General features: G+C 49.9%; 19 protein-coding genes and 1 pseudogene. 17 read left to right on the top strand and 3 right to left on the bottom strand.

Going from position 1 to position 23,688, the window contains the following annotated elements; genetic code table 11:
- The first annotated feature begins 50 nt into the window (after window positions 1-50).
- From ICL80_RS00525 to ICL80_RS00475, 11 genes are all read left to right on the top strand, one after another.
- Window positions 51-1,157 carry an ABC transporter substrate-binding protein gene (locus ICL80_RS00525; protein WP_194214201.1) on the top strand — a complete coding sequence of 369 codons (1,107 nt, stop codon included), beginning with the start codon at window positions 51-53 and terminating at the stop codon, window positions 1,155-1,157.
- Between the two features lie 52 nt (window positions 1,158-1,209).
- Window positions 1,210-2,931 carry an ABC transporter permease gene (locus ICL80_RS00520; RefSeq protein ID WP_228073697.1) on the top strand — a complete coding sequence of 574 codons (1,722 nt, stop codon included), beginning with the start codon at window positions 1,210-1,212 and terminating at the stop codon, window positions 2,929-2,931.
- Window positions 2,924-4,012: an ABC transporter ATP-binding protein gene (locus ICL80_RS00515; protein WP_194214200.1), complete on the top strand. Its 1,089-nt coding sequence runs from the start codon at window positions 2,924-2,926 to the stop codon at window positions 4,010-4,012. The genes ICL80_RS00520 and ICL80_RS00515 overlap by 8 nt, the downstream gene beginning before the upstream one ends.
- The gene (locus ICL80_RS00510) at window positions 4,012-4,875 is read left to right on the top strand and encodes a carbon-nitrogen hydrolase family protein (RefSeq protein ID WP_194214199.1); all 864 of its coding nucleotides are present in this window, start codon (window positions 4,012-4,014) and stop codon (window positions 4,873-4,875) included. The genes ICL80_RS00515 and ICL80_RS00510 overlap by 1 nt, the downstream gene beginning before the upstream one ends.
- Window positions 4,876-4,881: 6 nt before the next feature.
- Entirely contained in the window at window positions 4,882-6,369 is a 1,488-nt protein-coding gene (locus tag ICL80_RS00505; protein ID WP_194214198.1) for a M81 family metallopeptidase, read from the top strand.
- On the top strand, window positions 6,366-7,103 hold the full coding sequence (locus ICL80_RS00500; protein WP_194214197.1) for an HpcH/HpaI aldolase family protein: 738 nt from the start codon (window positions 6,366-6,368) through the stop codon (window positions 7,101-7,103). Before ICL80_RS00505 ends, ICL80_RS00500 begins: the two co-directional genes overlap by 4 nt.
- Window positions 7,100-8,599 carry an MmgE/PrpD family protein gene (locus tag ICL80_RS00495; protein WP_194214196.1) on the top strand — a complete coding sequence of 500 codons (1,500 nt, stop codon included), beginning with the start codon at window positions 7,100-7,102 and terminating at the stop codon, window positions 8,597-8,599. Before ICL80_RS00500 ends, ICL80_RS00495 begins: the two co-directional genes overlap by 4 nt.
- The gene (prpB, locus tag ICL80_RS00490; protein ID WP_194214195.1) at window positions 8,599-9,519 is read left to right on the top strand and encodes a methylisocitrate lyase; all 921 of its coding nucleotides are present in this window, start codon (window positions 8,599-8,601) and stop codon (window positions 9,517-9,519) included. Before ICL80_RS00495 ends, prpB begins: the two co-directional genes overlap by 1 nt.
- A gap of 21 nt (window positions 9,520-9,540) precedes the next feature.
- Complete coding sequence (locus ICL80_RS00485) at window positions 9,541-10,887, top strand: glutamine synthetase family protein (RefSeq protein ID WP_194214194.1); 1,347 nt, start codon at window positions 9,541-9,543, stop codon at window positions 10,885-10,887.
- A gap of 94 nt (window positions 10,888-10,981) precedes the next feature.
- On the top strand, window positions 10,982-12,370 hold the full coding sequence (locus ICL80_RS00480; protein ID WP_228073891.1) for an aldehyde dehydrogenase family protein: 1,389 nt from the start codon (window positions 10,982-10,984) through the stop codon (window positions 12,368-12,370).
- An 11-nt stretch (window positions 12,371-12,381) separates the two neighbouring features.
- Entirely contained in the window at window positions 12,382-13,557 is a 1,176-nt protein-coding gene (locus ICL80_RS00475; RefSeq protein ID WP_194214192.1) for an iron-containing alcohol dehydrogenase, read from the top strand.
- 6 nt (window positions 13,558-13,563) lie between these two features.
- On the opposite strand, the gene ICL80_RS00470 is transcribed toward ICL80_RS00475, so the two are convergent.
- On the bottom strand, window positions 13,564-14,217 hold the full coding sequence (locus ICL80_RS00470) for a GntR family transcriptional regulator (protein WP_194214191.1): 654 nt from the start codon (window positions 14,215-14,217) through the stop codon (window positions 13,564-13,566).
- A gap of 118 nt (window positions 14,218-14,335) precedes the next feature.
- On the opposite strand from ICL80_RS00470, the gene ICL80_RS00465 reads away from it, so the two are divergent.
- Complete coding sequence (locus ICL80_RS00465; RefSeq protein WP_194214190.1) at window positions 14,336-15,232, top strand: proline iminopeptidase-family hydrolase; 897 nt, start codon at window positions 14,336-14,338, stop codon at window positions 15,230-15,232.
- 202 nt (window positions 15,233-15,434) lie between these two features.
- Here the strand turns inward: ICL80_RS00465 and ICL80_RS00460 are convergent.
- Window positions 15,435-15,610, bottom strand: a pseudogene (locus ICL80_RS00460) (transposase); the annotation flags it as partial.
- Between the two features lie 560 nt (window positions 15,611-16,170).
- On the opposite strand from ICL80_RS00460, the gene ICL80_RS00455 reads away from it, so the two are divergent.
- Both ICL80_RS00455 and ICL80_RS00450 read left to right on the top strand, forming a co-directional pair.
- The gene (locus ICL80_RS00455) at window positions 16,171-16,926 is read left to right on the top strand and encodes a response regulator transcription factor (RefSeq protein WP_194214189.1); all 756 of its coding nucleotides are present in this window, start codon (window positions 16,171-16,173) and stop codon (window positions 16,924-16,926) included.
- A gap of 87 nt (window positions 16,927-17,013) precedes the next feature.
- Window positions 17,014-18,339, top strand: coding sequence for an ATP-binding protein (locus tag ICL80_RS00450; RefSeq protein WP_228073890.1), 1,326 nt, complete (start codon window positions 17,014-17,016; stop codon window positions 18,337-18,339).
- Here the strand turns inward: ICL80_RS00450 and ICL80_RS00445 are convergent.
- On the bottom strand, window positions 18,336-20,375 hold the full coding sequence (locus tag ICL80_RS00445; RefSeq protein WP_194214187.1) for a PQQ-dependent dehydrogenase, methanol/ethanol family: 2,040 nt from the start codon (window positions 20,373-20,375) through the stop codon (window positions 18,336-18,338). The two genes, ICL80_RS00450 and ICL80_RS00445, sit on opposite strands and share 4 nt — an antisense overlap.
- Window positions 20,376-20,610: 235 nt before the next feature.
- On the opposite strand from ICL80_RS00445, the gene ICL80_RS00440 reads away from it, so the two are divergent.
- Genes ICL80_RS00440 through ICL80_RS00430 form a run of 3 tightly spaced genes read left to right on the top strand, consistent with a single transcriptional unit; the run spans window position 20,611 to window position 23,671 of the window.
- Window positions 20,611-22,299: a tannase/feruloyl esterase family alpha/beta hydrolase gene (locus tag ICL80_RS00440; RefSeq protein ID WP_194214186.1), complete on the top strand. Its 1,689-nt coding sequence runs from the start codon at window positions 20,611-20,613 to the stop codon at window positions 22,297-22,299.
- A 35-nt stretch (window positions 22,300-22,334) separates the two neighbouring features.
- Complete coding sequence (locus tag ICL80_RS00435; protein ID WP_194214185.1) at window positions 22,335-23,024, top strand: hypothetical protein; 690 nt, start codon at window positions 22,335-22,337, stop codon at window positions 23,022-23,024.
- Window positions 23,024-23,671, top strand: a complete 648-nt coding sequence (locus tag ICL80_RS00430) for a ChuX/HutX family heme-like substrate-binding protein (protein ID WP_194214184.1) — start codon at window positions 23,024-23,026, stop codon at window positions 23,669-23,671. The genes ICL80_RS00435 and ICL80_RS00430 overlap by 1 nt, the downstream gene beginning before the upstream one ends.
- Window positions 23,672-23,688: the final 17 nt, after the last annotated feature.

The following is a 23,688-nucleotide window of genomic DNA, read 5'->3' as shown; positions in this document are numbered from 1 at the left end:
AAATTGGCTACTATTTTATCGGGTACAAAATTGCATAGGAGTTGAGGGAAATGAAATCTAAGTATGTGACGCGTTATTTGTCTGTAGGTGTTTGCTGTTTGTCTTTGTTGTCAGGTGTTGCGCCTGCTAGCTTTGCTGGCGATGAGGCTTATGAAGCTCGGGTAGAGGCTTCTAAAAAAGAAGACGGAATCTTGGTATATTCCAATGTTGCTGAATATAACTGGCGCTTCATTATTGAGGGCTTTAATGCAATGTATCCTTGGATTAAGATTGAAAGTATTGATCTCGGGCCTTCCACTGTTTTTGAGCGCTATTATTCCGAGGTTTCAGTAGGAAAAAATACTGCCGACATGATTGTGACAGGTGCCCCTGATGGGTGGGAACGGTTTGCCCATAAGGGTGAGTTATTGCCATATAGTTCTCCAGAAAAAGGCAGCCTTCCAGCCTGGAGCATGCCAGAGGATGGGCTTTATACAATTTCAGCAGATCCAATGGTAATTGTGTATAATAAATTGTTGCTGAAAGGTGATGCGCCTGAAAGCCTGGCTGACATTATAGAAATGGGTAAAGAAAACCCAGAAAAATTCCGCAATAAAGTAACTACCTATAATGCACTAAAGCACTCTTTTGCGTATGATATTCACTGGGCTACCGTGAAAAGTTTGGGTGCAAATGCTTGGAATACCATGGATGCTTTGGGCGATGTAACACAGTCTGAATCCGGCGGTGCGGTTATGGTCGAAAAAGTGACGAGCGGCGAGTATATAATGGGGTATTTTGTATCTGGAATTACCGTTTTTCCTCGTATGGACCAGTCTGGCCGCAACAAAATTATGGGTTGGAGCTTTGAAAAAGACGGTACGCCGGTATTTCATCGGGGTATGGGTGTAACCAAGGCTGCAAAAAGCCCGAACTCCTCGAAGTTGCTCCTAGACTATATTTTGTCGCATGAAGGCCAAATTGCTGTGGGTAAGGGCGGACTGACACCCTATAGGGCAGATATTAAGCATGGGGAAGTGCCTTATGTTTCGTATCAGGACATTGTGGATGCGATTGGCGAAGAAAACATTATCCATGTAACGTATGACCCAGAGGCTTATGAGCACCGTGATGAGTTTTTAGCGCGCTGGAAACAAGCGTATCGTATCAAAGATTAATTGTCTTAATTACTATTTACCAGCCCGTTAAGGGCTGGTTGGGAGACATAAAATGACAATGCCTGCTCTTGACGCGGGGGGCTCAAATGCTGCCTTAATTTCGCGTGCTAAAGCAATCCAGTATTCTGTAGCTGCTGTGACCGTTATTCTCGTGGCAATGCCTCTGATACCGATATTGTATCAATCTCTTTTAAGCAAGCCGATCTATGATGATGCAGCTGTATTTACGTTTGCCAATTTTACTAGGCTATTTTCCAACCCCAAGTTTTACGAAGCCCTATGGAACTCTGTGCTGTTGTCAACAGTTACGACTATCATTGCGGGTATAGTGGGCATCACTACAGCTGTCTTTATTGGCAGAACCAACCTGCCGTTTAAGCGTGTTTTTGGTGAAGTTGTTTTGTGGCCTATGTATATTTCGCATCTGGTGCTCGCATTTGGGTGGTTCATTATGTATGGGCCATCTGGATATGTAACCCTTCTTGTGAAAGGCCTGATTGGCACAGATCCTTGGAATCTTTATTCAATCGCAGGTATGGCACTGGTTGCGGGCGCGGCTCAGGCCCCAATGGTTCACCTTTTTTGCGCCTCTTCTGTTGCACGTGCTGATGCCTCGCTTGAAGACGCTGCACGAACAATTGGAGCAGGACCTTTCACGGTTCTTAGGCGGGTCACAATCCCTCTAATGCGACCCGCAATTATTTATTCAGCCATGTTAAACTTCATCGGTTGCCTTGAAATGCTATCTGTGCCGCTTATTCTTGGCTCACCTGTTGGAAAAGACTTTTTTACAACCTTTCTGTATCTTGAAGGATATAGTGGTTCTAGCCCCGATTATGGATTGATTGGTGCAGCGGCTTTTTTCCTGCTGGTTCTTATTAGCATTCTTATTTTTTTCCAAAACAAACTCCTAAAAAATGCGGGTCGGTTTGTAACAGTAAAAGGCAAGGCAACGCGTCCGAAGCTCTTCAATCTGGGCAAATACAAATATGTAGTGGCGGGTGTGCTGTGTGTTTATTTCTTCTTCACGCTGTTTGTCACAGTTGGGGGGCTTGGTCTTAGGTCGGTTACAACATTTCTAACACCACTGCTTTCGCCTTGGGAATTACTCACGACTGATAATTTTGCTCTCATATTTGAATATGACGCTTACAAACGTTCCATCAGCAATAGTTTGATCGTTGCTTCGGTAGGTGCTGCAATTGCAGTCCTATTTGTTGGGCTATTGACGGTTGTTATTCACCGTTCTGGTTTCAAGTTTAGAAAAGGTCTCGAGTTTGTGGCCCTTTATCCAAGGGCTGTTCCTGGTATTGTTGCAGGGATTGGTTTCTTTTGGGGTATGCTGTTGTTCCCGTTCCTCGATCCATTGCACGGGACAATCTGGATTTTGATACTTGCCTTTACCATGCGGACAATACCAACCGCTTTTGGGGCCATATCGCCTGCTTTGATGCAGCTTTCAAAAGATCTGGACCAAAGTGCACGCAGTATTGGTGCTGATTGGTGGACCACAGTAAGAAAAGTTGTGTTGCCTCTCTTAAAGCCAGCTCTGTTTGGTGCCTATGTTATGTTGTTCCTTTCCTTCCTCAAGGAATATGCGTCAGCTGCATTCCTGTTCTCTTCAGGCAGTGAAATCATCGGAACAACTATGTTGCAATTCTGGGTTAACGGTGACACGGGGCCGGTCTCGGCGCTCGCGGTTCTTCAAATAATAATTACAATTGGGTTTGTAACCTTTGCCCGCAAAATGTTGGGAGTGAAAGCTTATGGGTAAGCTCGTTATTGAAAATCTGTGTAAACATTTTGGCGATGTAAAAGCCGTTGATAATGTGAGCATCACAGTTCAGGATGGGGAGTTCCTTACCCTTCTTGGTCCATCAGGTTGTGGAAAATCAACGACACTTTTTGCAGTAGCAGGCCTCGATACGCCAACATCAGGCAAGATCAGTGTGGATGATGAGGTCTTTTACGATAGCGCAAGCAACGTGCTTGTAGAGCCTGAGAAAAGAAACTGCGGGTTGGTTTTTCAGTCTTATGCACTGTGGCCGCATATGTCAGTGGGTAAAAATTTGGCATTCCCGCTGGAAATTAGGAATGTCCCTTCGAACGAACGTAAGAAGCGCATCATGGAGGCCCTCGACCTCGTGGAAATGCAAGACTACGTAGACCGGTTTCCGCATGAACTTTCTGGTGGTCAGCAACAGCGTGTGGCTCTGGCTCGAACCCTTGTCTATGAACCCCGGCTTATGCTGCTCGATGAACCTCTTTCTAACCTTGATGCCAAACTGCGTATTAAGGCTCGGCACTGGTTGAAAGAGTTGCAAAACAGGCTTGGGTTTACAACAATCTATGTGACCCATGATCAGGTGGAGGCCTTGTCTCTCAGTGACCGGATTGCGGTTATGCAGGGTGGCAACCTTATCCAGATTGGAACACCAGAAGAGATATATAAAAACCCGGCAAGCCCCTTTGTAGCAGACTTCATTGGTGCCAGTAATTTTCTTGAGGGTGTTGTACAGGCGTGTGAGGGAACAAATGTATCTGTCACGCTTAATGGGGGGCAGGTTATTAAAACAATTGCCCGCAAGCCACTGAAAAAAGGGCAAAAAGTGCAAGTAGCACTCCGACCTGAGAATATCCATGTAGTGTCAGCTTCAGGAAAGCCTGAGCATGATAATCTCCTGAATGTTTCAATTAAAGACCGTGATTACCTTGGTGCTCGTTTCCAATATATGCTTGCCATTGACGCAGGTGAGATCCGTATGGAAACAGAAGCTAATCTGGATGTGGCGGAAATTCAGATTAGCTTTTCATCGGCACACTGTATTTCGTTCCCGGTAGAGATAGGTGTTTGATGTCTGCAACCCTAAATGTTGCCTGTGTGCAAAACTGTGCGACAGATAACCTGACTGCAAACTTGAAAGAAATTGATCTGCTGATCGCTGAGGCGGTTAGCAAGGGGGCAGAATTTATTGCCTTGCCAGAAGCGTGCGAGTTTTTAAGCGGTGATAAAGAGGCAATGAAAGCCCATGCTAAACCAGCCTCAGAGCATAGGGCTTTTCAGCATTTAGTCACTAAAGCTAAGCATCATGGTGTCTGGTTGCTTATTGGCTCTCTCACCATGAGAGATTGTAATAACAATATGGTGAACAGGTCGTCGGTCGTTGGGCCTGCCGGGCAGCTTGTTGCCACATACGATAAAATTCATATGTTTGATGCCAATGTGGATGGGGTGCGTGGCAGCAATGAGTCCGCTCTTTATAAGCCTGGAGAAAAGGCCTGCTTAGCAGCCTTGCCGTGGGGCTTTTTGGGTATGAGCATTTGCTACGATGTCCGGTTTCCATATTTGTATCGCTCGCTTGCTAAGGCAGGCGCTACTCTTCTCAGTGTGCCAGCGGCCTTCATGCAAGCTACAGGTGAAGCTGGGCACTGGAACACTTTACTGCGTGCCCGAGCTATTGAAACTGGGTGTTTTGTCATCGCTCCTGCCCAGTATGGTAATCCTTACGGTGCGCGTCAAAGCTATGGACACTCACTTATTATAGCTCCTTGGGGCGAGATTTTGGCCGAGGCCGTGACAGAGGCAGGCGTGATTACCGCAACACTGGATTTAGAGGCTGTAGCAGCTGCGCGGTCACGGATCATGAGCTTGAACCACGATAGGGATTTTGAAGCACCAGCTATAGGCCGGCCTGCTACTCCTCAGGCCAGCAGGTAGGATAAGATGCGAGTATATGTGTCGGGCATTCAGCATGAGACGAACACGTTTTTAGGGACTGAGACGTTATACGGTGCCTTTGAGGCAGCGGATGCGTGGCCGGGGTTGCTGCAGGGTACGGGTGTTATTACGGGAACGCGAGGTATTAATCTGCCGGTTGCAGGGTTCATTGCCGTTGCCGAGGCTGAAGGCTGGGACCTGGTACCGGGCGTGTGGTGTTCAGCAGGACCGTCAGGGCCGGTTGCAGCCGCCGCCTATGCGACGATCACAGAGGAAATCCTCTCCCGTCTCAAAGCTGCAGGGCCGGTGGATGCGGTGTATCTTGACCTGCACGGTGCTATGGTGGCAACCGGTACACCAGACGCAGATGGTGACCTGCTGCGCCGGGTGCGGGTGCTGGTTGGACCTAAAGTGCTTATCGTTGCCAGCCTTGATATGCATGCCAATGTTTCCCCCCAAATGGTAGAGGCTACAGATGCGCTTGTTGTGTATCGAACATACCCCCATGTAGATATGGCAGAGACAGGCGGGCGCGCTGGGCTGCGTCTCAAGCGCCTGCTTTTGTCAGGCAGGCAGGAAAGCAGCTTGAAGCAGCTTCCTTTCCTGTTACCCATGGGCACACAGTCCACCCTCGATAGCCCAATGGCAGAGATCATCCGCCAGATCGAGGAGATTGAGCGCTGGGGTGGTAGTGTTGAACTGGCAACCGGTTTTCCCCTTGCCGATGTTGCAGAGTGTGGGCCTAGCATTATCAGCTATGGCCCTTGTGCCGCTGCCAGCGGCAAACAGTTATATCAGGCTATGCTGCAGCTTGAAGGGCGCTTTCGGGAAAAGCTCCTGACACCGGACGCGGCAATAAGCGCTTGCAGGCAGCAGCTTGCAGCGAACCCCAAAGGGCCAGTGCTTCTGATCGATACACAGGATAACCCCGGCTGTGGTGGCACAGGCGATACTGTCGGCCTTCTCAAAGCCCTTATTGAAGCCGCGATACCGGGTACAGTCGTGGGTGTTGTCGCAGATGCTCAAACCTGCGCACAGGCTCATGCGGCTGGTGTAGGGTCTAGCCTTGATGTCAGTATCGGCGCACAGCACGGGTTTGGTGAAACACCCTTAAAGCTACAGGCGACGGTTACAGCCCTTGGGGATGGTTCTTTTACCGGTACCGGGCCTTTTTATCTGGGCTGCAGGTTTAGCCTTGGGCCCACGGCCTTGCTCACTTGTGGCACAGTTCAGATTGTGCTGTCCAGCACACGGCAGCAGGCAGCAGATCAGGCCATGTTCCGGCATCTGGGAGTAGAACCCGCTGACGCAAGGGTTCTCGCCCTTAAAAGCTCGGTCCATTACCGGGCCGACTTTGGCGCTCTCGCAAGTGCCATCATCACCGTGATCAGCCCGGGCGCTAATACCGCAGACCTTACAACAATAACTTACAAAAATATCAGCCCTAATACACGTATCGCTGGCCGTAATAAAATCAGTAAAGGTGCATCATGAAAAAAGCGATCTGGTTAACAACTACAAATGTTGCCATGGTTGAGATGGCAAGCACTATGGACATTGATCTCGCTGTTTTTGATCTTGAACATGGTATTATGGACCCAAGCGCGCTTGAAGCATTGGTTGGTTTAACAAAAGCACACGGTATTAGCCCTTTTCTTAAAACAGCTGCCCCTGAAGCCAGATTTGTGATGGAAAGTTTAGATAGAGGTGCTGACGGCATTGTTATTCCTCAAGTGCAGGATTTTGCTCATGCAAAAAGAGTTTCTGCTTATGCAAAATATCCTGTGCTTGGCAAAAGAGGTGCCTCTGGTGGTCGGGTTTTTAATTATGCACGTGCAGATGCAGATTTCTACCATAGTCAAAATACTGAGACAAAATGCTTGGTCATGATCGAAACGGCAGGGGCGCTTGCTGACGTAGAAGCGATTGCAGGATTGGCAACAGTGGATGGCCTGTTTGTTGGTCCAACTGACTTGGCGCTTTCATTGGGGCGTGGTGCATACATGCAATCAGATCAGGATTTTGCGGACATCGCAAAAATTGCACAGGCTGCGAAACAGGAAGGCAAGCTCTTTGTTTGGCCTGCATGGAGTGCAAAGGAGCAAGTATATGCGGTACAGCTTGGCGCAGATATTGTGGTTGTTGCTGACGAAATGGGGTCTTTGAAGATGGGCCTTGAAACAAGTTTAAGTGCTGCACGCCAGAGCCTTTCAGGGGAATATATATGAAATTGCATACGGTCACTGTTTGGCCATCAACACGCCCTCTTGAAAAACAGGAACAGCTTGCGTGGAAGATGGCTGCTCTTGGCGTAGATGTGCCAAAGCTAGATGCGGATGTTAGAGAAATGGTGATTAATCGGCTCATTGATAATACAGCGGTTGGCATTGCATCTCTTAATAGGCCGCCTGTCGTGGCTGCTCGAGCACAAGCTCTTGCTCACCCCCGCGCTAACGGTGCAGGCTTGCTGGGTTGTGGCTCTGATGTCCGTGTTGATGCTGAATGGGCTGCATGGGCAAACGGGGTGGCTGTTCGGGAACTTGATTATCACGATACATTTTTAGCAGCAGACTATGCACACCCGGCAGATTGTATTCCAGCCTTGCTGGCAGTAGCCCAACAATGCGGGCGGTCAGGTAGTGATTTGATGAAGGCCATTGCTGTCTCATATGAAGTTCATGTTGCGCTTGTAAAAGCCATATGTCTGCACAAACACAAGATTGATCATATTGCCCATTTAGGGCCTGCAATTGCAGTTGGGCTTGGTGCTTTATTGGAACTTGATCAGGAAACTATTTATCAGGCCGTGCAGCAGACACTTCATGTGTGCTGCACAACACGGCAATCTCGTAAGGGTATGATTTCAAGCTGGAAAGCATTTGCCCCCGCACATGCAGGCAAGCTAGCCATTGAAGCTGTTGATCGTGCCATGCGCGGCGAAAAGGCCCCAAGCCCCATCTATGAAGGGGAAGACAGCTTTATCGCTTATATGCTGGACGGGCCAGACGCTATCTACACTGTGTCTTTGCCGGAAAAAGGTCAGTCTCTTAGAGCGATTATGGAAACCTATACAAAAGCTTATTCGGCAGAGTATCAAAGTCAGGCGCTTCTTGATTTGGCATTTTCCATGCGGCAAAAAATCACCAATTTATCTGATGTTGAAGAGGTTGTTATCTATACCAGCCACCATACCCATAATGTGATTGGTACAGGCGCTGCTGATCCAGAAAAAATGGACCCTCTTGCTAGCCGGGAAACACTTGATCACTCCATCATGTATATTTTTGCTGTCGCTCTGGAAGATGGTACGTGGCACCATATTAAGTCCTACCCACCTGCACGGCATATTTCGCCAGAAACTATCCGTTTGTGGCATTGTGTACGTACAGAAGAAGATAGCCTATGGACTAGGCGCTATCATGCTGAAAACCCCGCTGATAAAGCTTTTGGGGGCAGGGTCATAATAAGGCTTAAAGACGGTGTTATTATTGAAGAAGAGTTGTCAGTAGCGGATGCCCATCCACATGGGAAGCATCCATTTGTGCGTGAAAATTATATCGCAAAATTCACACTGCTTACCGAAGGCCTAGTAACAGTAAAATCGCAACAAGACTTTCTCTGGTATGCCGCGCATCTTGAAGAACTGGACATTGCTAGTCTGTCATATTTGCTTCCCGCTGATGCTCAAGCACTTGAGCAGTCTGATCTTAAAGGAATTTTTTAATGTTGGGGGTTCATAAATCACCAGATGAAAAGCGACATCAGTTTCGCGCAAGCCTGTTTGACAGCAGCCTTTTGCAGTTGCCTGGCGCTATCTCCCCTTTGTGTGCAAAGCTCATCGAGCAAAAAGGTTTTCAGGGTTTTTATATTTCTGGTGCAGTTTTGTCGGCAGACCTTGGCTTGCCTGATATAGGCCTTACCACGGCGACTGAAGTAACAGATAGAGGCAGGCAGATTTCTCAGGCAACAAACCTGCCATCGCTTCTTGATGCAGATACAGGCTTTGGTGAGCCATCTAACGTTGGGCGCACAATCAATGCGCTCGAAGATGCAGGTATTTCTGCCTGTCATATTGAAGACCAGCTTATGCCCAAAAGATGTGGGCATCTTGACAATAAAAGTCTTGTTTCCATAAAGGATATGCAGCTTAAAATCAGGGCTGCGCATTTGAGCCGCCGTTATAATACCTTCACTCTGATAGCGCGGACTGACGCACGCGGAGTTGAGGGACTTGATGCGGCAATCGATCGGGCAAAAGCATATGTTGATGCCGGTGCAGAGGCAATTTTCCCGGATGCTTTAATTGACGAGCATGATTTTGAGGCTTTTAGAAAAGCCGTTGATGTACCGCTTATTGCCAATATGACAGAGTTTGGAAAGACAAAGTTACTATCAAAGGCCGCACTTGAAAGCCTTGGCTATAATGCTGTTCTTTATCCGGTTACCATGCTGCGACTTGCCATGAAAGCTATGGAAGCCGGGCTGGACGCTATTTTGGCAGAGGGTACGCAGGTAAGCCTGCTAGAAGAAATGCAACACAGAAGCGATTTATATACGCTTTTAAATTATCCGGCATACGGCACGTACGACAAAACTATTACAAACTTCAAGGTTGGCGGGGAAACATCCTTGGTACTTTCATAAAGTTACAGGAGGAGAAGTGAGATGGATATGGATGGTTTGAGGGCGCGTCTTGAGGGTGGCGCGGACGAGTATATTAAGGTTGGTGTTGTTGATATGGACGGCATTGTTCGCGGGAAGTATATGTCCGGGAGCAAGTTTTTATCGGCGCTTGAGGGGGGTTTTGCATTTTGCGACGTTGTTTTGGGCTGGGATTCGAACGACAAGCTGTATGACAATGTGAGCTATACGGGGTGGCACACGGGGTATCCTGATGCGGCGGTACGGGTTATAGAGGAGAGTGGCCGGTTATTGCCGTTTGAGAATGATCAGCCGTTTTTTCTGTGTGAGTTCACGGGTGCGGCGGAGGCCTTGTGCCCACGGGGTGTGCTGCGGCGTGTTCTGGCAGATGCGGCATCGCTTGGTTACAGCGTCAAGGCCGGGATTGAGTATGAGTTTTTTGTTTTTGAAGAAACCCCGGAGAGCGCGCGGGAGAAAGGCTTCCGAAACCTGAAGCATCTGGCCCCGGGCACCTTTGGCTATTCTGTTCTGAGAAGCTCTGAACATGCGCCGTTTTATCAGGCGATCCTGGATGCCTGTACCGGGCTTGATATCCCGCTTGAGGGCCTGCACGAAGAGACCGGACCGGGAGTGCTGGAAGCCGCTATTGCGGTTGATGATTGCTTGGCGGCGGCGGATAAAGCAGCCCTGTTCAGAACCTTTACCAAGGTTGTTGCCCGCCAGCACGGCAAGATGGCAACTTTCATGGCCAAATGTACACAGGAATGGCCGGGCCAGAGCGGTCATATGCACCTGTCGCTTTGGAAAGACGGTGCCTCGGCTTTTTATGATGAGAAGGGTGAGCACCGGATGAGCGAGGAGATGCGCTACTTTTTGGGCGGCCAGCAGGCGCTGATGCCGGAGGTGCTGGCAATGATCTCGCCGACGATTAATTCTTTCACCCGGTTGATACCGGGGGCATGGGCACCAACCGCTGCCACATGGGGTGTTGAGAACAGAACCTGCGCGCTGAGGGTTATCCCAGGCTCGAGCAAAAGCCAGCGGATAGAATACCGGATATCAGCGGCAGATGCGAACCCCTATCTGGCCCTGGCGGCGGCGATTGCCTCAGGCTTATGGGGTATCAGGAACAAGATAGAGCCGGGTACAGAGATCCGGGGCAATGCCTATGATGTCCAGATGCCGGATAGCTATAGCCTGCCAACCACCTTGTGGGATGCAGCACAGCGCTTAAGGGCAAGTACAGCAGCCCGCGAGGCATTTGGTGACGCATTTGTCGAACATTTTGCCGCGACCCGGGAATGGGAAGAACGCGAGTTCCGCAAACATGTGACCGACTGGGAACTGAAGCGCTATTTTGAAATCATCTAGCGCTTCCCCCTATACCCCGCCGCCTTTCTGAAGGGGAAACGGCGGGGAACACCCCTAAAGCCGAACACCGGCTAGAACCAAGAGAACAGATGTGATGGACAGTGTAAAAACAGTTTCCCCCCTTGATGGCCGTATTGTTATTGAACGGCCCTTCGCTGATATGAATGCGGCCCTTAGTGCTGTCGCTGCGGCACTAAGGGCACAGACCTTGTGGCACGCTGTGCCTGTTGCTGACCGGGTTGCGGTGCTGGAAGCGGCTATTGCCTCTATGGTGGAGCGCAAGGCCGTGCTCGCCGCTGAGATTACCCTGCATATGGGGCGGCCCATCAGCCAGAGTGCGGGCGAGATTGACGGCATGGCCTACCGGGCGCGCCATATGCTGGCGCTGGCGGCAGAAGCGCTGGCTGACCGCGAGGAAGCAGCCCCTGATGGCAGGCGCTATTTTATCCGCCGGCAACCGCACGGTACGGTGCTGGCGATCACACCGTGGAACTATCCGTATCTGACAGCGGTGAACAGTATTATCCCGGCACTGGCGGCAGGCAATGCGGTGATCCTGAAGCCATCACCACAAACCCCGACCATTGGTGAGCATTTTGCAGAAGCCTTTAAGGCGGCCGGGGTGCCGGAGGGGGTGTTCCAGTCTTTACACCTGAGTGCAGATACGACCCTGAAGCTTATTGAAACCGCCTCGATCCACTATGTTGGCTTTACCGGGTCTGTTGCCGGGGGTACCGCGGTTGAGAAAGCGGCGGCTGGCCGGTTCCTGCCTGTGGGGCTTGAGCTTGGCGGCAAGGACGCAGCCTATGTACGGGCGGACGCTGATATTGATAACGCGGTCGCAAACCTTGTGGACGGGGCCTTGTTCAACAGCGGCCAGTCCTGCTGCGGGATTGAGCGCATTTATGTGGCAGAGGCTGTGTATGACCAGTTTATCGCAGCCTATGCAGCGCTTGTGCAAACCTACAGGCTTGGCGATCCGCAAGACCCTGCAACAACGCTGGGGCCGGTGGTGAGTGTTCAGGCGGCAGAGCGGATACGGGCCGAGATTGGGGCAGCCTGCGCGGCGGGTGCTGAAGCATTGATCCCTGAAAACCTGTTCCCGGCAGCAAAAGCGGGCACTGCCTATGTGGCACCGCAGGTGCTAGTGAAGGTTGATCACACCATGGCCTTTATGCGCGAGGAGACCTTTGGGCCTTGTGTCGGGATTATGGCGGTACAGTCAGACGGGGAAGCCATTAGCCGTATCAACGACAGCCCGTACGGCTTGACCGCCAGCCTCTGGACGGAAGACACAGCCACAGGGCTAGCCCTTGCTGACCAGGTAAATACCGGGACGGTGTATCTTAACCGCTGTGATGCGCTTGAGCCAGCACTTGCCTGGACCGGGGTAAAACACTCTGGCCGGGGCTGTACGCTGTCGCGCTACGGCTATGATGCGCTGACCCGCGCCAAATCCTTCAACATTATTGACCGTTCATAAAGAGAGATCCCATGGTACCATCATCCCCCAGCCTTACGGCGAACTGGAACTACCCAACCCGCATGCATTTAGGTGCAGGGCGCATTCAGGAGATTGCGGCGATCTGCACAGAACACGGTATGAGCCGCCCCCTGGTGGTAACAGATACGGGTGCAGCCAGCCTGCCGTTCACGGCCCAGATTATGGAACTGCTGACAGAGGCTGGGCTGAAGGCTGGCCTATATAGCAATGTGCCCAGCAACCCGACCGATGCCTCTATCACCGAGGGCACAGACCTATACAGGGACGGTGACTATGACGGTGTGATCGCACTTGGCGGCGGGAGCGGGCTTGATGCCGGGAAAGCGATTGCGCTGTTGGCGGGGCAGGGCCGGCCGCTTGCTGACTTTGAGGATGTCGGCGATAACTGGCTACGGGCGGATGCCAACAGGATTGCACCGGTGATTGCGGTTCCCACCACTGCGGGGACCGGTTCAGAGGTAGGCAGGGCTTCGGTCATTACCTTCACCGCCACCCATGAGAAGAAGATCATCTTCCACCCGAAGATGATGCCTGTTGCGGTGATCAGTGATCCGGTGCTGACGGTGGGGCTTCCCGCTCACCTGACGGCAGCGACCGGGGTTGATGCCTTCACCCACTGTTTTGAGGCTTTCTGTGCGCCGTCCTATCACCCGATGGCAGATGGTATTGCGCTAGAGGGCATGCGCCTGATTAAAGACTGGTTGCCGGTCGCCTACAGAGAAGGCACCAATGTTACAGCGCGCACCCATATGCTGACAGCGGCCAGCATGGGGGCTACCGCCTTCCAGAAAGGGTTAGGGGCTGTACATGCGCTCAGCCATCCGGTTGGTGCCGTCTACAACGCCCATCACGGTCTGACCAATGCGATCTTCCTACCCTATGTGATGCAGGAGAACCGCCCCCTGATCGCTGCAAAGATGGAACGGCTCGCCGCCTATCTCGACCTCGGCCAAAATGGCTTCAATGAGGTGCTCGACTGGGTGCTCGCCTTCCGCGAAAGCCTTGGCATACCCCACGATGCTAAATCCCTCGGCATCAAGGATGCAGACATACCAGACCTCGCCCTCGCTGCAACACTCGACCCCTCAATGGCCGGTAACCCAAAACCCCTGAACATAGATACCGTACAAAAAATCTACTCATGTGCAATATTAGGTGATCTGTAAACCGTTTTATGCCTTGTCCGTTGGTGTTGAAAATTCACGCCAGCGGTTCAAGTGTCTGTATATTGTGTAACTTAGGCCGTCAGCATCGCGCTTGCTAAGCATTTCAACCATTTGTCTATGATCTTCGCTACTGGCACGCATACCCGCAACTGTTTCCCAGCTACCGCGTCTTCCCGGAATGCCGCGTTCCCTCAGTTCGAGAATTTGAGATATAAGTAGCTGGTTTCCACCAACCGCATAAAAGCGGTTATGAAACTCGAGATTAAGGCGAACAAGTTCTGCCCTGCCTTTTGTGTCTATAGCTTGATCAAATTCATCAACCAACAGGCTCAGCTCGGCTATGTCCTCATCTGTACATTTTTGTGCGGCAAGTTTTCCTGCCGCAGTTTCAAGAATAGTACGTACCTCATAAAGTTCCGCACGTTGCCTGTCAGACGGGTTAATAACCCGGTAGCCTTTGTTTGGGATGTGATCAATCAGGTGTTTGGCAGCAAGAGTTGATAGCGCCATACGAACCTCAAACCTGTTTGCTGCGTAGCGATCTTCAATATCTGCCTGCTTTAGCCATTCTCCTGGGCGAAAATATTCATTAAAAATGTCTGCCTGAAGGCGCTCAGACACACTCATCTCTATGCTTTCACTTGTTTTTTTTCTGGTCATAATATATAGTAGCCAATATTTAATACTAATTTGATCGACTATACTTACATAGCATCTAAAGGTTTATAATGCCAGTATCTAGTGTAGCCCGATCCTGATAACTGGTGAAGGACAAATCATGACATCATACACACATGCTGAGCGTCGACCAGACGAGGTTATTAAGGTGCGGTTGAATGAAGGTTACGAAGTTGTAGCTTATAGTTTTGGTTCTGGTGATAATATATTGTTTTGTGCCAATGGTGGACCGGGGTTGCCGTGTGACTATATTAGGGATAGCCATTCCGTTATGGCGGATAAAGGCTACAGGGTTATAGCATGGGACCAGTTAGGGTGTGGCGCTTCTGACCGGCCAGATGATACATCGCTTTGGACTTTAAAACGGTATGTAGGCGAAGCAGAGCAGGTACGAAAGAGCCTTGGTCTGGGTAAAATACATTTTTTAGGCCAATCATGGGGTACATGGATGGGGACAGAGTATGCCCTTACATATCCCGAAAATTTACGCTCGCTTATTTTAGCAAACGGTGCATGTGACATTCCCCATCTGGTAGATGAATTAAACAGGCTTCGTGGTTCATTAGGACCTGAAACGGTTGCCATGATGCAGCGCCACGAGGCAGAAGGCACTCTTGATCATCCTGCATATCAGGCGGCTATTACTTTACTTAACTATCGCCACGTATGCCGCCTTGATATTTGGCCAGACGCTGTCAATAGATCGCTTTCCGACTGGAATATGGCACCCTATGAAACCATGCAGGGCCCAAATGAATTTACCTATACTGGTAATATGAAGGATTGGAATCGTATCCCTGATATGCACAAAATTAAAGTACCTTCCCTAGTGTTGACAGGGCTTTATGATGAATTAACACCTGCGTGTTCGACGAAAATGCATAATGCACTTTCAAATTCACAAATACATGTGTTCCAGAACAGCTCGCATATGCCGTTCTTTGAAGAGCCAGATCTATATTTTAACAAGTTAGCGTCTTTTTTGGCAGACGTCTGAAAGGGGTGTGCTGATGGTAATAAGCAAGTCCATTTACTATAGTTTGTCGTCCGTTGTCAGGACATTTGTCTCAGCTTGAGCACTTTATGAAGTGAGTGTTAGGCTTCTTTTGTTGATTGATATTAAGCCGCCTGCTTTTGATGTTGCAAGCGCTCTGACGGTTCGCTTTGTTCTCGCGTCTACTTCGCTACGCTTCGTGAACAAGGGTTTGTTCCGCAACAACTTCCTTAAGCGCGCGGGCTCCCCGGCGATGTTCTTTGACTTCATCTACATTGGCCGCACGCGCCGTATCACCTGCCAGACGCTTATAAAGTCCTTCGACCATTTGTAATAGACGCTCTGGGCAATGCCTTCCCGGCGGCAAAGCTCTGCGAATGTCTTTAACCCCTTTGCTGGCCGAGACTTTAGGGGCTTCTGTTTTGCTTTCATTTCCGTTCCTTACGTCACTAAGATGAAACCAAAACACTCACTTAGTTACAACATCAATCTTGAGATATAGGCTCTGACGGGGAACAAAAACATTTTACCAGCAACTAGGCATCGGTGCGATTGTTTCCTGTCAGACCGCCTGCTTATAAAAGTGTGATCGAAGGGCGCACGGTTGAGCGGTCTAATTTGTCTATTTGCCACTCGCTGGAAAGTGTCGGTCTTTGCCAAGCGGCTGATGAGTTCAAACCCTCTCCTAGTTTAAACTCCGACTGGGTCCAAATTGTTTGACAACAGACACTTGTTAAACATCTTATGATGTAGGAAAAGAGTGCTTCAATGTGGTGGCTGATGGATGTACCGTTTTTATTGAGCAAAGTGCAGATGCGTCGAATTGAAGCGTATTTTCCGCGGAAGTTGAGACTTAAATGCTGCCCCTCTAGGGTTATCTAGCCCAGCTTGACAATAATTTTTACCCCGCATAGGTTTCACATTATGTGCAGGGTAGTCCAATGACATCAAAAACTATAAAGCCTGATACTCAACAAACAGAGGCCACTTTGTTGCTTGTTGATGATGATCATGACATCAGAACCTTGCTCGCCCAACAACTGGAATTACATAATTTCAGAGTGATTCAGGCTCAGAATGGCACTGAGCTGACGAACAACGTACATAATCATACAATTGATCTGATAATTCTCGACCTGAATCTTGGCGTAGAAGACGGACTCGATATTTGTAAAGGCCTACGGGAAACATCAAACATACCGGTTATAATGCTGACGGCACGCGGCAATGCAGATGATCGATTGCTTGGATTTGAAAACGGAGCCGATGACTATCTGCCAAAACCCTTTGATCCCCGTGAATTGCTGGCCCGTATTCGAAGTGTGCTCAGGCGTACACAAACTGGTCTGGCACCAACAGTTCTACGAACGTCATACATTCAGTTTGGTAGCTGGACATTAGATATGGAACTGCGCCGGATGATCGATGCCGAAGGCCGGGCTATCATCTTGTCAAATACCGAATTTCGCCTGCTTAGACTTTTTTTGGACAATGCTGGCGATATACTTAGGCGTGAACAATTGATCGCACTTGGAGCGAGCCATAATGAACAGGCACTGGACCGGGCTGTAGACTTGCAGGTCAGCCGTCTTCGTACAAAACTGAATGATCAAGGTCCTCCCTATTCCATGATTGAGACAGTGCGCCAAAAAGGCTACCGGCTGATTGTCCCTGTTTACCCCTCCGAGACACTCTAGATGTTGACGCCCTTGAAAAGTCCGTTTTTTAACTCGATGACAGGACGGATTTTTGTTTTCCTAATTGTCGGGGTCATTTTGGCAAACATGCTTGGACAGTGGGTTGCTGGCGCCAGCCGCTATAAGACCCTAGAAACCCTTCATCAGCAACGTGCGGCTTTAAGGGTTGTTGCATTTTACAAGGCTCTGGAGGATAGCACAAGTGCGGCCAGTGTAAAAGTGGCAGAAGCTATGATTCCCGGAATTCATGTAGTTGCTCTTGGGGATCAACTAACAAAGCCGCTTCCTGTCATGAAGGCCATGATTGAAGAAGGCATAATAGCAAAATCTGTTAGGACATATGATGCACCACTTGAAGTATGTTTCCCTACCCTGATCGACCACTTGCCCCGAAGCAATATATCCAAAAGTACGACCAGAACCGTCTATACACAAATTGAAGAGTGGCAAATGCGGCCACCGTCTTGTTGGGTTGCTGTCATTGAAAATGATAGAACTATCGCGCTGGCTGTTGAAACGCCGATGACCATTATTAATGAGCCCCCCCCAATTGATATACGTTACCTGCTCGTTCTGGCCGGGCTTGTGGGCATAATGGCATTTGGCATAGCCAAAATTGCCGCCGCCCCGCTTCGTCGCCTCAGAAAGGCAGCTTTCGAGCTTAGTGATGACATCAACCATTCCGCACTGGACGAACGTGGCCCGGTAGAAGTGCAAGATGCTGTAAAAGCCTTCAACATAATGCAGCAAAAACTGAAACGTCACATTCAGGATCGTACCCGCATGTTAGCCGCTATTTCACATGATTTACAAACCCCTATGACACGTCTGAGGCTGAGGCTTGAGCAGATTGAAAACCCGGTACTGAAGGCTCAGTTTCTTTCCGATTGGGAGGCTATGCGTAAATTGGTTGAGGAAGGGCTCGGGCTGGCGCGGGCCGCCAGTGACGGAGAAACAAAAATTCGTCTCGACCTTGATTCACTCATTGCAAGCGTTATCAGTGATGCGGAAGACGCTGGTATTGAAGCCAATTTTTCTGGCCCTTTAGGCCTTCAGGTCATGCTTGCGCCAGATAGCATGCGCCGCTGTCTTGGAAATTTGATCAATAATGCCTGGACCCATGCTGGTGGTGCTGAAGTATATGTGGAAAGGCGTGCAAACGCTTTGGCAATTTGCGTTATTGATAACGGCCCCGGTGTTCCAGAAAGCCAGCTAGAGCATATTATGGAACCTTTTGTGAGGCTAAAAGACTCGATCACGAAAACTCCGTCAGGTACCGGGCTTGGATTGTCTATTGCTCGCGAACTGGTTGAAAGAAGCGGGGGTCAGCTTACTTTGAAAAATAGAGAAGAAGGCGGGCTAGAAGCTGTTATATTGTTGCCCCTCTCCTCCATACTTATGCCGAAAACCTAATGTTGCTTTTTTCTCTCGCGGTAGAGGTCAAATAAAAGATATTCTCTGATTGCCTTTATATCTTCGCTGTCAAGGCTATCCGCGAACATCGGCATACCCGCATAGGACATACTCCCCCTTAAAACGATAGATTCAAGGGTATCATACAGTTCCGGCGGCATCGACCACAGGCTTGGAATATTAGCTGGTACTCCTTTAAAAGCATGGCAACGCGAGCAGTGGTCAGAAAATAGTTTTTGACCTCTGCTCGCCAACCTGAAATCAAAACTGGTTTGACTATGCGAAGTCCGACTGGTTGTTGCAGCGCGGCTGGGTGGCTTGGGTATCTGCTTGCCATCAAGCTTGAACACCAGAAGACGTTCCCTATTTTCAAATTGAAGAGGTGCAGAGCCGGAGGGAAATGTTTTTGCACCACCCCCAAAGCCTGCCAGCACAGCAATATATTGTTCGCCGTCTAATCGATAGGTGATAGGGGCGGCCATAATAGCAGACCCGGTGTCTAGTGCTGCAACCAAGGTACCATCTTCGGCATTATAAGCGCGTAAATACCCATCTGCGCCGCCCTGAAACACAAGCCCTCCAGCGGTTGCAAGCACGCCACCCGCCCACCAGGGCATAGGATCAGAGCTCCAGACTTCCTTTTGCAAAGCAACATCCCAGGCTTTCAACACTGAATGTGGCACTCCTTCCCCATAGTCACCAAGAAGAGGGGATGTCTCACTTGAGGGTTGTTTGACACGGGCCTTTACCCTGATTTCCCCAGCTTTATATCTGTCTTTTTCATAGCCTTGATATTCCAATGCCTCTTCCAACACAGGAAGGAACACCACCTGAGCATCGGGGTTATAAGCCATAGGCTGCCAGTTATGCCCCCCCATATGAGCTGGTCGAACCAGACCGGGTTTACCGCTATAAATTGCTTCTTCATTTAAAATGGGGCGCTTTGTGTCAGGGTCTATACCCTTGGACCAGGTTACCTTCGTATAGGGTTCGGCCGATATAAGGCGTCCATTCCGACGGTCGATCACATAAAAATAGCCGTTTTTTGGGGCCTGAATAAGGACAGGAACGTGACTATTACCTTCCGCCAGATGTGCTAGGGTAATTTGCTGGGTTGCTGTGTAATCCCAACTATCAGCAGGGGTAGTCTGATAGTGCCAGATATATGCGCCTGTTTTTGCATCCAGCGCCACAAGTGAGGATAAAAACAGATTATCGCCGCCGCCGGGGCTGCGTTCCCACGCGGGCCACGGAGAACCATTCCCAACCCCAATGTATACACGGCCCATTTCAGTATCATAGACAATACTGTCCCATACAGTACCACCGCCCGCATAAGACCAGTCGGTATTTATACTCCAGCTGTTTCGCATCATTTTGGATACGTCCGATATATCCGGCTCAACGCCTGGCACAGTGTAAAACCGCCATGCAAGGCTGCCATCAAGAATATGATAAGCCGACACATACCCGCGGACCCCAAACTCGCCGCCTGAATTTCCTATAAGAACTAAGTCACCCGCTATACGCGGTGCGCCTGTAATGGAATAATTGCGGGATCTGTCGGTAAAGGTGTCCGTGCGCCAAACTGGCGTGCCCGTTTGAGCATTTAGAGACACAAGGTATCCGTCAAACGTGGCTGCAATAATACGGTCATTCGTATAGGCAACCCCCCTACTTATCACATCGCAGCAGGCACTGCGGGCCGCCTGCCCGGCAACATCAGGGTCATACTGCCAGATAAGGGTTCCTGTCCTTGCATCCAATGCATACACTACACTCCAAGGCCCTGAAAAATAGAGTGTGCCAGCCACCATTAGTGGGGTTGCCTCATTGCCTCTGTGCGTACGGCCCCGCACAACAAAATTTTCAAAGGACCAAGCGAAGCCAAGGCGGCCAATATTGTCGAGATTAATGTCTGTGAGATTGGAGAAACGCGTTTCCTCTGGGTTCAGGCCATATGACGGCCAGTCTTCTGACCACGCGGGTTGCAGAAAAATACAGTATAAAGCAACAAGAGCGATGACCCAGCGCATGCACATTCTTTCTAGCTGTGAATCCAAGTTTAAACGCTATCATCCAGTCCAATCCTCCTCCAGATTTAAAGTGTGTCATGCCTGACATACAAAGAGGCGGTTTGTGTCATGCCTGACACACAATAATGATTGCTGCACAGGCCTCTCAGTCAATAATTTCAGGGATCAATGTTTCACTGGGTGTGGGCATCGGAAATCATCCGCTGTTCCGCCAAAGACATATCGGAAGAGTAAAATGACAAAAAAACTTCAAATGAATACTCACAAGCTGAAAAGGCGGCTGACTGCTGTCAGCTTCTTGGCCAGTTTACTCCTGATAATGCTGGCAGTTCCTTTGCAGGCGTCTCCTCCACCGGCTGTGGAAGATCCTTGTTCTGCCCTTCGTATTTTGGACCTGTCTGAACTTGATGGTGGTCAGGTACGGGCCAAGGTCATGAGCGGCAGCATGATTCACAATCAAGAGATGACGGATGCTGAAGCATGGCAAACCAAACGTCGATCTCGTGCCATGGCGGCTGTCCTGCCTGAAGATGTCAAAGCGATACCAGACCACTGCCTTGTAGCAGGATATATAAACCCGCAGATCAATTTTGAACTGCGCCTGCCAGCTATTGAAGACTGGAACGGCAAGTTCCTACTTGTGGCTTGTGACGGTTGGTGCGGAAAAATATCAACAGACGCCACTCTTGCTGGCCTTATGCATGGCTATGCAACCATGATGAACAATGGTGGTCATTGGGGGGAGCACCCTTTTGACGGCACATGGGCAGCAGACAACATACAGGCCCGCCGAGACTTTGCTTACCGCGCGAACCATGTAGCGCCTATTACCGCGAAAGCTATCATCGGCACTTATTATGGCGTTCAACCGACCCGTTCTTACATGACAGGTTGTTCGAAGGGAGGGCAGGCCGGTGCCATGACAGCGTCTCGCTACCCAACTGACTTTGATGGTGTGCTGATGCGCGGCCCGACAATAGATTATACCAGCGTGAATGTGCTGCGTTGTACCAGCCTTGAGAAAGCAGCCTTCACCCCAGACGGCAAACCGCGCATGAATGCGGCCAAAGTGCCAGCTCTGCAAAGAGCCGTCATGGACGCTTGTGACGAACTGGACGGCGTGAAAGATAACCTGATTTCGGACCCGCGCAAATGTGACTTTGATCCGGTGACTATTCAGTGTGGCAAAGGCAGCGTTGGTCCAGTTTGCCTGACAGAAGAAGAAGTGGATGTGGTGAAAAACATCTATGCCCCAATCTATAGTGAAACGGGTGAATTTCTGTACCCTGGCTCTGCTTACGGGTCTGAATCAGCATGGCCAGGATGGACCTTGCCTGTAACTGGCGAATCACCAATCCACGGTGATAAACTGACATACTCTCAGCAGTGTGGGGGTGATTATCTGCGCTTTATGGCTTTCCCTGAATCCAAAGAACCGGGCTGGCACTGGCGCACTGATTTTAACTGGGAACGCGACAAAGAGCTTCTAAAAGACATTGGTGATATGTGGGACGTAAACGACCCGGATTTCAGCGCGTTCCGAGATGCTGGTGGCAAGATGATTATTATCCATGGTTGGGCAGATAGTGCCATTCCAGCAGAAGCATCTATTGTCTGGTATGACAAAGTTTCAAATGCCATGGGTGGCCGCGATGCTGTTGCTGACTTTGCGCGCATGTTCCTGATGCCGGGTGCTGACCACTGCGATGGCGGTGTGGGGTTTGAAAGTTTTGATGCGCTCAAATTGCTGGATGATTGGGTAGAAAATGGCAAAGCCCCTGACGCCATGATTGCACAGCAGAAAGTGGACGGTGAAGTGGTTCGCGAACGACCCGTTTATCCTTACCCTCTTGAGGCCAAGTATAAAGGCGAAGGCAGTATTGACGTGCCACAGAACTTTGAATCCCATGATCCTCGCAAATGATTGTCCGATACTCTAATGAAAAAGGAGAGATAGACATGTCTAATGTCTTGAAACATAAAGTGACCCGGGCTGTCTGCGGGATCACGCTTCTACTTTCAGGTACATCTTCAAGCAACCTTTATGCAGATGATAATAGCACCTTGTGTGCCAATACCTTCGAAACCTTTCTGGTGCGGGAATTTTACCGTTTGCACCAGCCGGGTGCGCCGGCCCCCATCGCCAGCCGCGAACTGGCAATCGTGGAGGCCAAAGTATTAAGTGGCCTCACTGAGAAAGAAGCCCTTGGCACAAAAGCCACTCCGGCACGGCTTGATAAAATCCTCAAGTCATTAAAAGGCTGGGGTGCTGATAACAAGGTTGGCTTTGTCCTGACCATGGATGGTTACCATGCTTGGGTGTTTCCGACCGAAGTGCCGGTGAAATCAAGATCTTCCCGCAAAGGCTTTGTTGAAGTTTCAGCGGGTAATGGCAAAAGCGCGATCGGGCAAATCAACCCTGACAGGGTGAGCACAATTTATGTGCAGGACATTCCAGCTCGAGATGGTACCCGCATTCGCGGCCTTAACTTCTATGATTTGCAAGGCGATCTGATTTTTGGCCTTTATGGCACCGAAGCAGGAAAACCTGTGAACAATGACATTGTCGTTGGCTTTGAAAAAACCTGGGACCTTATTGAAGAGATGCCTCGCGCCTGCACCTTGACAACACTTGAGGGAGATGACTGATGCTAACGAGAAACGCACTCCTTACCTGCCTGACGTTCACTTTTTTAACGGTCAGCGCAAACGCAGATTTTACGCACCGGGAAGCGCCGTTGTGTGCAACACCAGAACAGTCCACAAAGGTGGCTGACTTTTATAAAAAATCGCCCGGTATTCCCACATCAGTGGCCGCACAGATGTTGGATATGCCTGAAGCACAGGTTGTGACAGCCCTGCCTGCAGAGCAGAATCACGGCGTACTGACAACTCCCGATATGGTGAAAGATGTTTTCACCACCATTGATGGCTGGGGCGCTCGCACAAAGCTGGACCTTGTTTACACTATGGATGGCAACCATTATTTTCAATTTCCCAGCTTCACACCCATGCGGCAGGAAGACATGTTTGATGGCTGGGTAGATGCCTATGCAGACGGTGGTAATGGTGTACACGGTCATTTGTGGTTGTCCCGCATCCGATCGGTTCATGCTGTGGATATGCCGGGGGAAAAAGGCAGCCGCACCCGTGCAATTTCTTTCTATCTGCCTGACGGGCATCTGGCCATGAGCATTTATGCCAGCATGCCCGGCGGTCAAAATGACAAAGCAGCCCTGAAAGGTTTTGCTGAGACCAGTGAGTTCCTGCGCGCACTGCCATCAGCGTGTCAGTAAGCTCATATTTAAGAAAG

This window comes from Kordiimonas pumila, assembly GCF_015240255.1.
Taxonomy (GTDB): domain Bacteria; phylum Pseudomonadota; class Alphaproteobacteria; order Sphingomonadales; family Kordiimonadaceae; genus Kordiimonas; species Kordiimonas pumila.
The sequence above is the reverse complement of the archived record's forward strand: the minus strand, read 5'-3'. Positions and strand labels throughout refer to the sequence as shown.

Bases quoted from the DNA above. Each gene is read 5' to 3' on its own strand.
- ICL80_RS00525 (WP_194214201.1), top strand. From the start codon at position 51: ATGAAATCTAAGTATGTGACGCGTTATTTGTCTGTAGGTGTTTGCTGT.
- ICL80_RS00520 (WP_228073697.1), top strand. From the start codon at position 1,210: ATGACAATGCCTGCTCTTGACGCGGGGGGCTCAAATGCTGCCTTAATT.
- ICL80_RS00515 (WP_194214200.1), top strand. From the start codon at position 2,924: ATGGGTAAGCTCGTTATTGAAAATCTGTGTAAACATTTTGGCGATGTA.
- ICL80_RS00510 (WP_194214199.1), top strand. From the start codon at position 4,012: ATGTCTGCAACCCTAAATGTTGCCTGTGTGCAAAACTGTGCGACAGAT.
- ICL80_RS00505 (WP_194214198.1), top strand. From the start codon at position 4,882: ATGCGAGTATATGTGTCGGGCATTCAGCATGAGACGAACACGTTTTTA.
- ICL80_RS00500 (WP_194214197.1), top strand. From the start codon at position 6,366: ATGAAAAAAGCGATCTGGTTAACAACTACAAATGTTGCCATGGTTGAG.
- ICL80_RS00495 (WP_194214196.1), top strand. From the start codon at position 7,100: ATGAAATTGCATACGGTCACTGTTTGGCCATCAACACGCCCTCTTGAA.
- prpB (WP_194214195.1), top strand. From the start codon at position 8,599: ATGTTGGGGGTTCATAAATCACCAGATGAAAAGCGACATCAGTTTCGC.
- ICL80_RS00485 (WP_194214194.1), top strand. From the start codon at position 9,541: ATGGATATGGATGGTTTGAGGGCGCGTCTTGAGGGTGGCGCGGACGAG.
- ICL80_RS00480 (WP_228073891.1), top strand. From the start codon at position 10,982: ATGGACAGTGTAAAAACAGTTTCCCCCCTTGATGGCCGTATTGTTATT.
- ICL80_RS00475 (WP_194214192.1), top strand. From the start codon at position 12,382: ATGGTACCATCATCCCCCAGCCTTACGGCGAACTGGAACTACCCAACC.
- ICL80_RS00470 (WP_194214191.1), bottom strand. From the start codon at position 14,217: ATGACCAGAAAAAAAACAAGTGAAAGCATAGAGATGAGTGTGTCTGAG.
- ICL80_RS00465 (WP_194214190.1), top strand. From the start codon at position 14,336: ATGACATCATACACACATGCTGAGCGTCGACCAGACGAGGTTATTAAG.
- ICL80_RS00455 (WP_194214189.1), top strand. From the start codon at position 16,171: ATGACATCAAAAACTATAAAGCCTGATACTCAACAAACAGAGGCCACT.
- ICL80_RS00450 (WP_228073890.1), top strand. From the start codon at position 17,014: ATGCTTGGACAGTGGGTTGCTGGCGCCAGCCGCTATAAGACCCTAGAA.
- ICL80_RS00445 (WP_194214187.1), bottom strand. From the start codon at position 20,375: ATGCGCTGGGTCATCGCTCTTGTTGCTTTATACTGTATTTTTCTGCAA.
- ICL80_RS00440 (WP_194214186.1), top strand. From the start codon at position 20,611: ATGACAAAAAAACTTCAAATGAATACTCACAAGCTGAAAAGGCGGCTG.
- ICL80_RS00435 (WP_194214185.1), top strand. From the start codon at position 22,335: ATGTCTAATGTCTTGAAACATAAAGTGACCCGGGCTGTCTGCGGGATC.
- ICL80_RS00430 (WP_194214184.1), top strand. From the start codon at position 23,024: ATGCTAACGAGAAACGCACTCCTTACCTGCCTGACGTTCACTTTTTTA.